Here is an 11,554-nt window from a genome sequence, read left to right as displayed (position 1 = left end):
GTCAGCCTCTCGGATCGAGGGTTTCGGCGTCGATGCGGTAGCCGGTCACGGTGAAGCCCAGCGGGTTGCGCCAGACCTGATCGAGCGTGCGTTCCGTGCGGGGCTCGAAGCGGTAGCCGACCACCGCCACGAAATCGCGCTCGACGGGCGCGATCCCCTCCCGCTCCAGCCGACGCACGAAGCGGACCTGCGCGGTGTCCTCGTCGAGGATCGACACCGAGCGGACGCGCGTGGTGATGACGGTCTCGCCGCCATAGAGCGTGGGCGGGTATTGCTCGGCGCCGCTGTTCCAGATCGCCCGGAGTGACGTCTGCGCCTGGGCCTCCGACATCGCGTCGACGAGCGGGATGCGCTCGGGGTTGTCGTTCGGGTCGTAGGTCTCGCGGTTGGTGACGTAGCGCACCAGCTCGGCCTCGAGGACGGCGCGCTGGTCGTCGAGCGAGGTCGGGCGGACCGAGACGACCTGCTCGGACTCGCCGGTGGTGCGGTCCACCATCACGACGTAGGGCCGGGTCTCCTTGAGCGGCATCGTCAGGGCAAGCGTCGTGACCGCGGCCAGCCCGATCCCCATGCCGAGCCCGCCCACGACCCAACCGAGATTGCGCTGGCGGCGCAGCGAGAAGAACACCTCGTTCTCGAAGGCTTCGGCGGTCTCAGCGGGTGTTTTCTTCGCCATCGGGGCAGATTCCTTCCGGGCCGCGTCGCAAGGGGCGCGGAGTGTCGCTGGATCGTTGGTTGTCGAACCTGTCGGCTACCGGGCAATCGCGATGGCCCGGCGACTAGTCTTTCCTGTCCTTTATGCGGTTCTCGACCCGCAGGCCGGCATTGGCCGCCTTGAACCGATCGATCCCCGAGGCTTGCTTGCCGTGCATTGCGGCCGACTTGCTCGCCCAGTCCGAATACTTGAGACGATGCTCCTTCTGGCGCTTCATCTCGGCATGGCGGCCTTCCCAGTAATTGCCCCCGGCGGCTTCGGCCGCGCGGCCGGCCTGATGCCCCCTGATCTCGCCACCGATGACGGGCGCCGCGGCTTGCGAGGCGGCGCGAATGCCTTTGCCGGTGCCGATTGCCATCGTTCCGGCGTAGCCTGCTCCGCCCATAGCCATTGCCACGCCGTTGGCGGTCGCGGTGATCGTGCCGGACAGGCCGTTGACCAGCGTGGGCACCATCAGCGTCATGAAGATCGCGCCAACCCCGACAATGAGAAAGCCTCCGGCGCCCTCCAGATTGGTGGCATTACTTGCATCGCCGATAAGGCCCTGGCCAATTCCGACAATCGCACCGACGACGCCCGCCATGACCAACGGGATCAGCGCGAAACCGAGCGTGAAGCGCACCCAGCTCTCGAACAGGTTGGAGGTTGCCTTGAACATGAGGGCCGGGATGAAGATCGGGGCCAGCGCGATCGCCATACCGAGCCCGATCTTGCCGAGCGAAATCACGATGATCGCCGCCGCCGCCATCAGCGAGCCGATGATCCAGACCACGATCGCAGCCATGCTGATGCCGAAGATGATGCTAGCCTCGTCCCCGAGCCTGTCAGAGAACTCGAACATCGTGGAAATCATCTGATCGAACGCGGTATTAAGATTGGGCGCGTTCACGTTACCCATGAGCTTGGCGCCCAGTTCGCCGGGGACGTTGGTGACGATGTCGTAGATCGGCCCGAACTGCGCCCAACTCGTCGCGACGGCAGTAATGATGACGTAGCGGATGCCCCATTTGAGATACTCGCTGGCACGGATCGGCGCCCATTGCGTCAGCGCATTCATCGCGATGAAGGCCAGACCGACGACGCCCATGGCTTGGCACACCGTTGCGATCGGGCCGGCGAACGCGGCGAAGCTGCTCTCCGCGTAGTTTCCAATCGCGGTATCCACCATGTTCAGGGTGTTCTCGACATATGTCGCCATCGGTCCGGTCCTCCGCTACTCGATGGCGCCGACGTCGCGGCAATAGCGAGCGACTGCGATGGCTTCATCGGTGTTGTTCTGGATCGCCTGGAAGTGCGGCGTCAGGGACTCGCTCGACATGCCGAAGTATTCCTCGGGAACCATCGCTTTGATCTCGTCCCAGTCTCGACGATCGTTCAGGCAAGAGATTTCGTAAGGGCGACCTTCCGCATAGGCTTCGCATTGCTCGCGCCTGTGTGCGATGTCCCAGTTCTCACGGGTCTTCATCAGGATCTGGTAGAGTCCGTTGTTCGCGCCCGAGATTGCACGGGCCTCCTCGTGATCCATGTCCATCTGATTCTCGCAAATCCACGAGCCGCCGGTGGCGTGTGCCATCGGCGTGGCAAGGATCAGCGCCGCGGCCGCAGCCGCCAAGATCGAGTTCATCGTCATCCGTCATCTCCCACGCGCATAAAGGTCCGGGACGCCGCCTGTTCGCGCGCTGCCAGGAGGGCGTCCGTCCCGGTGGCGTTGGCCTGCGCTGCCTGGAGCCGCAGGCTCTCGTTCAGCAGCACGGCGATCTCGCCCAGCATCCGGGTGTTGTAATCCACCGACGCCTTCAGGTCGGCGTTGCTGTCGATCTGCCCGATGAGCTCGTTCACCCGGCCCATCGAGGTGTTGGCCCGCGCATAGGTGTCCTCGGCCGTGGCCACCGCCGCGAGGCCCGCGCCGGCCTGCGTGGCAAGCGCCCGGTCCTGCGGCGTGTCCGAGGCGAGGAAGGAATTGATGTCGGGCAGGGCGAAGGTCGTCTTCAGCTCGTCGATCCGCGCGGTCAGCGCCGAGGCATTGCCGGGGATCGCCGAGTTCGTCATCGCGCCGGACATGATCGCCGACAGGCTGTCGGCCGATTCCCGTGCGGCGATGTCCTGCGCGGAGTTCAGGATGCCGGAGATTGCCTTGCTCCCGGTCATGCTCTGGAGCTGCTCGATCTGGTTGGCGTAGTCCTGCCGCATCTGTTCGAGCTGGGCGATGGCCTGCGCCACCGAGGCCGCGTCGAAGGTCGGCACGCCCTGGGCCTGCGCCGTGCCGGCGAGGACGGACAGGATCGCGGCCGCGGCCGCGTTGCGAAGTCTCCGGGTCATACCGTGGCCTCTCCTGTGACGTTGACGGGTTGCCAGTTGCACACGCAGGGCGACGTGCGTTCGGTGTAGGTCGCGCAGCCCGCGAGCAGGGCGGAGAGCGCGAGCGCGGCGATGATCCGGGCCATTAGACAGCCTCCTTCAAGATCAGGGGTTCGTCGTCGTCCGCGTCGGGGTCAGCCACGACGCGGCCGGCACCGAGCGTGCCGAGCATCGGGCCGAGGACCGACAGGTCGAGATCGACCACCGTGCTGGCGTCGTTCGCCCGCACCAGCGCCAGGCGCGCGCCCGCGGATGACGCGCAGAGGAAGGTCTCCTCGCGATCGGTAAGGCCGAGCGGCGCCAGTTCCCGGGCCGTGTTCCGCGAGCTCGGGAACAGGATCTGCGTCACGCAGCTCTCGAAGATCGAGCCGCCCGCCGCGCTCTCGGCGATGTGGCCCACGCGCTGCGTCAGCATGACGACGACCACGTTCTTCTTGCGCATCGTCAGCATCCAGTCCTTCAGGCGGGACTGGAAATACGTGTCGTCGAGCAGCTTCCATGCCTCGTCGAGCACGATGATCGTCGGCCGGCCGTCCTCGACCGTGCGCTCGACGCGCCGGAACACGTAGGAGAGCCACGCCGTCCGCACCGCCGGGCTGTCGAAGATTTCCGTCAGGTCGAAGGCGGTGATCCGGTTCTCGAAGGTGAGCGGGTCGGTCCCGGTGCCCGGGAACAGCCAGTGGTATTTGCCGTCGTCCCATTGGCCGAGCCGGGTATGCAGGTCGCCGCCATCGTCGACCGCGACGAGCTGGCTGCGGAAGGCGGCCAGATTCTGCAGGTAGGGGTCGGACTCGGCATTGGCGCGCACGGCGTTCGACAGGGCTTCCTCCTGCACCGCCGTCAGCGGCGGGGCGTCGGTGGTCAGCAGCGCGCCGAGCCAGTCGGTGAGCCAGCCGACGCCGCGCAGATCGGCCTCGGAGCGGAACGGGTTGAACCCGGTCGGCACGCCCATCTGCACGGGCGAGTAGCTGCCGCCCAAGCCGCGGATCGCGCTCTCGAGACCCCGATCCTTGTCGAAGGCGATGATCCGGGGGCCGAGCCGCTGCGCCTGCGCCAGGAGGAAGGCAGTGCCGAGCGTCTTGCCCGAGCCGGTGCGGCCGATCACCAGCGTATGCCCCACCGTGCGGTCGCCCGGCTCGCCGGGCTGGTGGAAGCTGAAGCGGTAGGGCTCGCCGCCGAGCGTCGGAAGAACCGTGATCGGGGCGCCCCAGGGCTCGGTGCCGGGCCGGAGCCCGCGCCCCGTAGCGTGCAGCGCGGCGAAGTCCGCGAAGCAGGCCGTGGAGATCATCGCGTCGCGCGCCCGGAAGGAGAAGTTACCGGGATGCTGGGCGAAGTATGCCGTCCGCGCGCCGATGCCCTCGCGCACGGCCACGGCGAGTGCGCGCTGCGACTGCGTGCGGATCTCCGACGACAGATCGTCCAGTTCCTCCCGGCTCCGCGCCACGGCCATGATCGAGACCTGGTGCTGGCCGAAGCCGATCCGCCCCGAGGCCAAGTCGTCGGCGGCGTCCTCGAGCTGCGCCTGCGCCGAGCGCGCGGCGTCGTCGGCCGCGCTCATCTGCCGAACCGTACGCTGCACCCGCGCCAGCGCCGGCACGAGGTCGATCGGCGTGAAGGAGTGCGTCACCACCGTGTCGCCGGGCAGGTCGAGCCGGTCGAGAAAGCCCGGCGCGGTCTCGGTCGGGTACTTCTTGAAGGTGAATATCGCGCCGAAGCGCAGATCGTCCTCGTCGCTGCCCAGCACGACGAAGCTGTCGCCCCGGAAGTCCACGCGGCTGTCGACGAGAAGGTTGCCGATCGGCGTGAAGGCCGCGCCCGGCGTGAGTGGTGCGTACTTGCCGGTCACGGCCGCCCGCAGAAGCCCGAGCCAGCGGCCGTCCGCGAGCGTCAGCCGCTCCGGCCGCGCCGGCGTCAGGGCCTGCATCAGATTGGTGGTGATCTCGTTCAGCAGGGCGATGCGGCGGCCGCGCTCGGCGCGCAGGTCGCGCGTCATGCCGCCGGTGATCCGCGCCCACAGCCCGGCGAGCGTCCGGGGCCGGACCACCACGGAGACCATCGAGACGCGCTCGCGCAGCGAGCCGCTGGAGACGAGACCCTGCCATTGCCGGTCGATCCGCGCGGCGAGGCCCTCGCCTGTGATTGGAGGCAGCGTCGGCCGGGTTTCGTGCGAGACGCGGTGCACGTAGAACGCCACGTCGGGCCGGGATTGCGCGATCGAGGCCGCGAACGTCCGTGCCAGATCATCGACGAACGTCGCGTCCGCCGTGTCCGCCGCGATGCCCGCGACGAGGAACGACGCCATCACGTCGCCGTCGCGCAGCATGATGACGTCCTCGCCCACGCCGGTCACGTAGGGGAGGTAGCAGGCCAGCATGTGCTCGCGCTTCAGGCCCGACGGATCGACCGCGCGGCGGCCGAGGCCCTGCTTCACGTCAAGCATGGTAGGTGTTCCCTTCGCCCCGGACGGCGCCCGGCGTCGGCGGGGTCTTCCCGAGGCTGGCGAAGATCACGTCGAGAAACCGGGCGTCGTAGTTCGCCAGCGCCCGGAGCGCGGCGTAGCCGAGGGCCGTGCTTCCGATAAGCCACAGGAACGAGAGCGACACGATGTAGCCGCCGACCACCACGAGGAAGAGGATCACGAGGTAGGTCATCGGCAGGCCGGCCATCGAGACCGGCCGCGTGAGCGCCAGGAAGCACGGGTTCCGCATGGATCAGGCGGTCGTGCCGATGCCGCCGAGGATCGTGGCCGCACCGAACAGGATCACCAGACCGAGGACGACCGAGCCCGCGAAGAGCCAGTTCATCCGACCCATCAGGAACAGGAGGCCGACCGCGCACAGGGCGACGAGACCGATGGCCTTGCCGGTCGTGCCGGTCAGCGCCGTCCCGAGCGTGGTGAAGAACGTGTTGATGGGCGAGAGGTCCTGCGCGAAGACCGGCGAGGCCGCGCAGACCGCGAGCGCGAGCGCCACGGCCCCGATGCGACGGGTGGAGGGGGTCAGTATTGCCATACCGAAGAGTCCTTCTGACTTCTGGTGGAGCGAACGGTGTGTCCCGTTCGGGGGAGTACGGGCACGGGATTCACGGTTTGTACCGAAGCCGCCGCGGCCGTGACCCTGGCGACATAGGCCCGCGTCTCCCGGTAGGGGGGCACGCCGCCATACTGCGCTACGCGGTGCGGCCCGGCATTGTAGGCCGCAAGCGCGAGGTGCACGTCGCCGAAGCGGTCGAGCTGCGCCGCGAAATAGCGGGCGGCGCCGTCGAGGTTCTGTTCCGGGTCCCAGGGATCGCGCACGCCGAGGAGCCGCGCCGTGTCCGGCATGAGTTGTCCCAGGCCCTGCGCGCCTTTTGGCGACAGCGCCCGGGGATTGAAGCTGCTCTCGGCGCGGACCAGCTCGACGAACACCTGCGCGAAGGTGAGGGCGTCGAGACCGGCGCGGCGCGGACCCTCGCCGCCGGCGTGCCGCAGCGCGACCTGTTCGGCCATGTCGCGGTAGACGGCGCGAGAGGCCGCAATGCGCGCCGGACGGGTCGGCTGCGACCGGGTTTGCGCCCGCGCGCTCAGCGAGTCCTTCACGACCACCCGTCCGTCGCGCGTGTACTCGTAGACCGTGGCGCCTGATGAGGCTGGAACGGACACGATAAGCAGGCAGAGCGCGGCGAAGGCGCTGCGGCGCCCGCTGCCTGATCCTGTCTGGCCGGGTTTTCGATATGCAGAACGGGTGAAGCCGACGGAACGCCATGCCGCGGCCCGTACTTGCCGACCGTGTTTACCTTCGTTAACGGCGCAGCCGATCTGTTGGCTGAACGGGCCGTTGCCACAGGTGGAATCGGTCTTGGTGACCGGCGCGCGTGGCCGATCCCGTAAGGGCATGTCCATGTCCGGGTCTCGCATTCTGCGAAGCAGTCGGGACCACGAAGCACCGATCGAAATCGAGCGAAAGTAGATAATGTAGTTTTATATCCGAAAGGATATATAAGTTTACGCGAGGTAATCCCGCTGCAGGGCGATTGCCACCGCGTGGATGCGGTTCGTCGCACCGAGCTTCTTCGTCGCGGAAACCGCTCGCTGCTTTACCGTGACCTCGGCAATGCCGAGCGTCTCGGCAATCTCGCGCTGCGAGTGACCGACGCTCAGAAGCTTGAGCACCTCGATCTCCCGATCCGTCAGCGCAGCACGGTTCGTCACGTGGTCGCACCACGTCCCGAACCGTTCCTTCAGATCGGCGATCTCGGTGTCCGTCAGTTCCCGGTCGCCACGCGCGACCGAAAGCACCGAACGCTTGCGGCCTTTTTTAACCGAGATCACCGCACCGTAGCGGAGGTCGAACTTCAGCGCGGCCTTCATGATCCCTCGCGGATCGGGCAGCTTGATCTCCGACCAGCGCTTCACGCCCGAGTTGACGAAAGACCACAGGAGCACGGGGTCGCCGACGAAGTAGTTCCGCTCCTCGTATTCCTTGTGCCAGACGTCCGGGTAGCCCGAAGCCATGACCTCGGGACCGCTCACCGTATAATTGAAGGCCATGACGAAGCCCGCAGGACCGAGCGCGTGCAGATGGTCGAGCTCCGTCTCGAAGTTCGGGATGAGCATGTGAAGTATGGCGCGCCGGTCCTTGACAGGCAATTCGGCCTCCCGCAATAGGACGTATCTTTTCGGACATGGCTCTCCGTCATTCTGCGGCGCGTCGCAACCCCGTTCATTCATCATATCGATCCCGAGGCAAAAACATGCCGCAGACCCGACCCGAACATATTGTCGATGCCGAGTTCACGCGGGACATGGTCGAGACATTGAGCATTTGGTTCGAACATTACGCGACCGGCGGCGTCGTGACGGTGGAGGTCACGACTCACGGGCTTTGGCTCAGGAACCCCTACACGAAGGCGCGGCAGTTTCTAGGTCGGGCGGATGTCCCGGATGAACCTGTCGCTTACCGCCCAGCAATCGACGGCCTCGACGATGGCTAGATCAGCCGGACTCGATCCGGAACGCTCGCGCAGGCAGATACTTCAAGGCATTCGAAGCCATGACGTCCCACACCGGCAGAAGGGTAGAGGGGATACGGCAGGCTTGACTGGAGGCAGTCTCTCGCTCTCCGGGCCTGGGCCTGGGCCTGGAACAGGATACCGGTTCGTTCGAAGCATGGGCACGAATGAGGATCGAAAGTTTCTTGTTGGAGCGGCCAGTCAGGTAGTCAAGATCTCTTACCCATCGCGCACCAGTCGTGTTACCGTTTCGCTGCGTAATTGTCCGAATTGTGACAAGCGCTCAAGAACGCTACCAAAAGCGTCAATGACGACAGGAATCGAGGACAGCAGCCACCACACATGAGAAACCCCGCGAGGCGGGCGGCCTACACGGGGTGCAGAAGGACGGCAATCCTTCGGAAACTCTCGGGTCACACCGAGTTTCTAGCACCCCCCCAAAGCGCAGACAACGAAAAAACGCATCTTGTGCGAACGATGTCCTGCGCCCTGCTGTCCGCGTTCCGTCTCGCCAAGTGTCGAGCGACAGATGAGAGTGGAGTCACAACCCCATGCGCCGCAGGCCTTCCGGCCGCGACCGCATGCAACCCTGCCCGAGGGATGGACGAAGAACAGCCTGCTGACGCTGGTCTTCGGCATCGCCCATCGGATCGGGCTGAACGCGACGGATCTGATGGTCCTGCGGCGGATCGCGCAGAAGACGCGGGCACCGGATTACGCGGACCCGACGCGCAGCCCGATCTGCTTCGAGCGCCAGATCGACATGGCCGCGAGCATCGGCCTGAGCACCGAGCAATGGCGGCGGGTAGAGCGAAAGCTGGAGCGCCTGCGCCTGATCGTCCGCGAGACAGCCGCGAACGGTCACCGAGGCCGCGTCTCCGGGTCGATCGGCCTGGAGAGCTGCGCGGGCCTATCATTGGAGCCGCTTGTCGCCCGGCTCGACGAGCTTGTCGACATCGAAGCTTGGCAACTCGAGGCGACCGAGCGGCTCGCTCTGTGTCGTCTCGAGATCAGCAAGGCGCGTCGTGAAATCAGGCGGCTCGAGAGCGATCTCGGGGATCATTCTGTCGTGGCGTTGCTCACCGAAGCACGCACGGCGTGGTTGTCTCCGCGTGGCTACACTACGCTGGAGAGGGCCGAGGCACATCTCCGCGAGCTCGAATCTCTTGTGGAGCGACTCAAAGAAACCGATCGATTGTCGTCAAATATGACCGGCGCGGCGGTCGCAAATGACCGATGCCATAAACAGAATACAACTGAGACCTTATCTGAATCCTGTAGAACGCCTCATGGCGCCAAAAGTGGTGAAGAAAAGCGTGAAGCGTCCGATGCCGGCGTCAACGACGAATTCATGCCTCATCTCACGATTGCCAGCCTGCGCGACCTCGCCTCCGCCGATCTGCGTCTCTACATCGATCACGCGCCGGGGGAGGGCGGTTCTCCGACCCTCTCCAACATCGACTGGGCCGTGCTGCAGCGATTGCGCGACCTCGGGATCAACCCGTCGGCCTTCGAACAGGCGGTCGAGACCATGGGCTGGCTCCGGGCCATGCTGTCGGTCATCGTCATCGACCGCAACCGGGCGCATCCGACCAAGCCGATCCGGAACCCCGGCGGCGCGCTGCGGGCCTTCACGAAACGCTACCTGCGCGGAGACCTTGATCTCAGGGCCAGCATCTTCGGCATTTGGGGTCGGGATGGCAGGGTCCATTGAGGGCAATTATGTAAGTCAAGTGTTGCGAGCGGGCCGGCAGCGGTTCGATCATTGTACGAAACGAGATTCTGTGATGTATATCGCGGTCCTTGTGACGCTAGCCGACGTTCAAGGCATCCTCGGCCATGTCTGCCACCGGGGTTTCGAGCGGTAGCCAGCGGCGGATGCGGCCTTTGCGGTGGGTTTCGTGACGCTTCCGGCCGGCCGGGCAGAGCGTCTCACCCTCAAGCGCTATCGTTGTGACGGCGATTGCGATAGCCATTCGCCCTGAAGAACGCCCGCTTTGGGCCTGCAGACCGACGACGCGGAACGGAGGACATGCTGACCTTGGAAGACGCTCAGTGGAACGAAACAGTCCGCTCATCCGTGCTTCATGCCTACGGCGTTCTCGACACGCCGCGGGAGTCGGATTTCGACGACCTAGCGCAGATCGCGGCGACGATCTGTGGAACGCCGATCGGCGTCGTGAACTTCGTCGATACGACGCGCCAGTTCTTCAAGGCGGAGGTCGGGCTGGGTGTTCGCGAGACGCCGCTGGAATCGTCGTTCTGCCGCCAGGCCATTCTGTCGGACGATACACTCGTCATACCTGACATGACCCGGGACCCGGGACCCGAGATTTCGGGACAATCCCTTGGTGATCGGTGCGCCGAAGCTGCGCTTTTATGCCGGAGCAATCCTCAGATCGCCGGAAGGTCATCCGATCGGTACCGTCTGCGTGCTCGACCGTGAACCCAGAACCCTCGATCCGACGCAGGTCAGGATCCTCGGAGCCTTGGCGCGGCAGGCGATGACGCAACTCGAAATGCGACGTCTGCTTGGCGCGCAGAACGAGATCCTGAAGGCAACAGAGGCAGTCAAACGAGAGAAAGCGATCCTCGCCCGTGTCGTGGAGCAATCCTCCGATTTCATCGGCATGGCCGATCCCGAGGGGCGCGTGTTCTTCCTGAACGATGCTGCCCGGGAGATGGTCGGACTTGATGAGACCGAGATAGCCACGACGAATGTGGTCGACTATTTCCACGAAGACGACCGGGCGACTATCCTGGACGACGTGATGCCGAGGGTTGCCCGGGACGGGTTCTGGGAAGGCGAGTTGAGGTTCCGGAACTTCGCGACGCGCGAGGTCGTTCCGGTCCTCTACAACATCTTTTCGATGAAGGACGACAATTGAAACCCGGTCGGCTACGGCACGTCGTCCAGGAACATCTCCGCGCAAAAGCAGGAGCTACAGCGGCGCGCGGACATCACCGCCGAGATGGCGCACCGGATGAAGAACACGCTGGCCATGGTCCAGGCGATCGTGACCCAGACGTTCCGGACGGCCGGATCGCTCGAGGAAGGCCAGGAGGCGATCACGGGAAGGCTGATGGCGCTCGCCAATGCCCAGGACATCCTTACCTCCGCCGGCGCATCCCAGGCTTACTTTGGCGAGATCGTCGAAACGGCGCTTGCGCCGTACCGAACCGGCGAAGGACGCTATGCGGTGTCCGGACCGTCCATCAGCATCAATGCACCGCAGGCCTTAGGCCTTTCTCTGGCGATCCATGAACTGGCGACGAACGCAGCCAAGCACGGCGCCCTCAGCAGCGAACGCGGACGCGTCGACATCACCTGGAAGCTGCTCGGTGATGGGCGCCTCCGCTTCGACTGGATCGAAGCTGGCGGTCCTCCCGTGACGGCTCCAGTTCGAACCGGTTTTGATCCTGCCCCGTTCGAGTGGACACCCATGATAGGCTTTCGAGCCAACACGAGGAGTGTCCGATGGAGAGGAAGAA

The 11,554-nt window shown here is 65.4% G+C and carries 15 protein-coding genes; 5 read left to right on the top strand and 10 right to left on the bottom strand.

All coding sequences use genetic code 11. The features are described 5' to 3' along the window. Position 1 precedes the first annotated feature (1 nt). The 10 genes from Q1B08_RS16135 to Q1B08_RS16090 form a co-directional block, all read right to left on the bottom strand. Positions 2 to 676, bottom strand: a complete 675-nt coding sequence (locus Q1B08_RS16135; protein WP_299821192.1) for a type IV secretion system protein — start codon at positions 674 to 676, stop codon at positions 2 to 4. A 103-nt stretch (positions 677 to 779) separates the two neighbouring features. After that, complete coding sequence (locus tag Q1B08_RS16130) at positions 780 to 1,913, bottom strand: type IV secretion system protein (protein WP_299821188.1); 1,134 nt, start codon at positions 1,911 to 1,913, stop codon at positions 780 to 782. A gap of 15 nt (positions 1,914 to 1,928) precedes the next feature. Continuing rightward, positions 1,929 to 2,345 carry a hypothetical protein gene (locus Q1B08_RS16125; protein ID WP_299821185.1) on the bottom strand — a complete coding sequence of 139 codons (417 nt, stop codon included), beginning with the start codon at positions 2,343 to 2,345 and terminating at the stop codon, positions 1,929 to 1,931. Continuing rightward, entirely contained in the window at positions 2,342 to 3,034 is a 693-nt protein-coding gene (locus Q1B08_RS16120; protein WP_299821182.1) for a type IV secretion system protein, read from the bottom strand. The genes Q1B08_RS16125 and Q1B08_RS16120 overlap by 4 nt, the downstream gene beginning before the upstream one ends. After that, complete coding sequence (locus tag Q1B08_RS16115; RefSeq protein ID WP_299821179.1) at positions 3,031 to 3,159, bottom strand: hypothetical protein; 129 nt, start codon at positions 3,157 to 3,159, stop codon at positions 3,031 to 3,033. The genes Q1B08_RS16120 and Q1B08_RS16115 overlap by 4 nt, the downstream gene beginning before the upstream one ends. Beyond that, positions 3,159 to 5,513 carry a hypothetical protein gene (locus Q1B08_RS16110; RefSeq protein WP_299821176.1) on the bottom strand — a complete coding sequence of 785 codons (2,355 nt, stop codon included), beginning with the start codon at positions 5,511 to 5,513 and terminating at the stop codon, positions 3,159 to 3,161. Before Q1B08_RS16110 ends, Q1B08_RS16115 begins: the two co-directional genes overlap by 1 nt. After that, on the bottom strand, positions 5,506 to 5,781 hold the full coding sequence (locus Q1B08_RS16105; RefSeq protein WP_299821173.1) for a VirB3 family type IV secretion system protein: 276 nt from the start codon (positions 5,779 to 5,781) through the stop codon (positions 5,506 to 5,508). The genes Q1B08_RS16110 and Q1B08_RS16105 overlap by 8 nt, the downstream gene beginning before the upstream one ends. Positions 5,782 to 5,784: 3 nt before the next feature. Next, positions 5,785 to 6,084 (bottom strand): TrbC/VirB2 family protein, encoded by a 300-nt coding sequence (locus tag Q1B08_RS16100; protein WP_299821170.1) that lies wholly within the window; start codon positions 6,082 to 6,084, stop codon positions 5,785 to 5,787. Then, positions 6,072 to 6,560 carry a lytic transglycosylase domain-containing protein gene (locus tag Q1B08_RS16095; protein WP_299821305.1) on the bottom strand — a complete coding sequence of 163 codons (489 nt, stop codon included), beginning with the start codon at positions 6,558 to 6,560 and terminating at the stop codon, positions 6,072 to 6,074. The genes Q1B08_RS16100 and Q1B08_RS16095 overlap by 13 nt, the downstream gene beginning before the upstream one ends. A 495-nt stretch (positions 6,561 to 7,055) precedes the next feature. Continuing rightward, the gene (locus Q1B08_RS16090) at positions 7,056 to 7,700 is read right to left on the bottom strand and encodes an autoinducer binding domain-containing protein (protein WP_299821167.1); all 645 of its coding nucleotides are present in this window, start codon (positions 7,698 to 7,700) and stop codon (positions 7,056 to 7,058) included. A gap of 104 nt (positions 7,701 to 7,804) precedes the next feature. Between Q1B08_RS16090 and Q1B08_RS16085 the strand changes: the two genes are divergently transcribed. The 5 genes from Q1B08_RS16085 to Q1B08_RS16065 all read left to right on the top strand — a co-directional run. After that, positions 7,805 to 8,044 carry a hypothetical protein gene (locus Q1B08_RS16085; RefSeq protein ID WP_299821164.1) on the top strand — a complete coding sequence of 80 codons (240 nt, stop codon included), beginning with the start codon at positions 7,805 to 7,807 and terminating at the stop codon, positions 8,042 to 8,044. Between the two features lie 553 nt (positions 8,045 to 8,597). Then, positions 8,598 to 9,776 carry a helix-turn-helix domain-containing protein gene (locus Q1B08_RS16080; protein ID WP_299821161.1) on the top strand — a complete coding sequence of 393 codons (1,179 nt, stop codon included), beginning with the start codon at positions 8,598 to 8,600 and terminating at the stop codon, positions 9,774 to 9,776. A gap of 318 nt (positions 9,777 to 10,094) precedes the next feature. Then, positions 10,095 to 10,508, top strand: coding sequence for a hypothetical protein (locus tag Q1B08_RS16075; protein WP_299821158.1), 414 nt, complete (start codon positions 10,095 to 10,097; stop codon positions 10,506 to 10,508). Next, the gene (locus Q1B08_RS16070) at positions 10,414 to 10,950 is read left to right on the top strand and encodes a PAS domain-containing protein (RefSeq protein WP_299821302.1); all 537 of its coding nucleotides are present in this window, start codon (positions 10,414 to 10,416) and stop codon (positions 10,948 to 10,950) included. The genes Q1B08_RS16075 and Q1B08_RS16070 overlap by 95 nt, the downstream gene beginning before the upstream one ends. Before the next feature lie 96 nt (positions 10,951 to 11,046). Beyond that, the coding region (locus Q1B08_RS16065) for a sensor histidine kinase (RefSeq protein ID WP_299821152.1) at positions 11,047 to 11,554 on the top strand (508 nt) is incomplete at its 3' end.

Origin of the sequence: uncultured Jannaschia sp., assembly GCF_947494025.1 — a bacterium.
Taxonomy (GTDB): domain Bacteria; phylum Pseudomonadota; class Alphaproteobacteria; order Rhodobacterales; family Rhodobacteraceae; genus Jannaschia.
The sequence above is the reverse complement of the archived record's forward strand: the minus strand, read 5'-3'. Positions and strand labels throughout refer to the sequence as shown.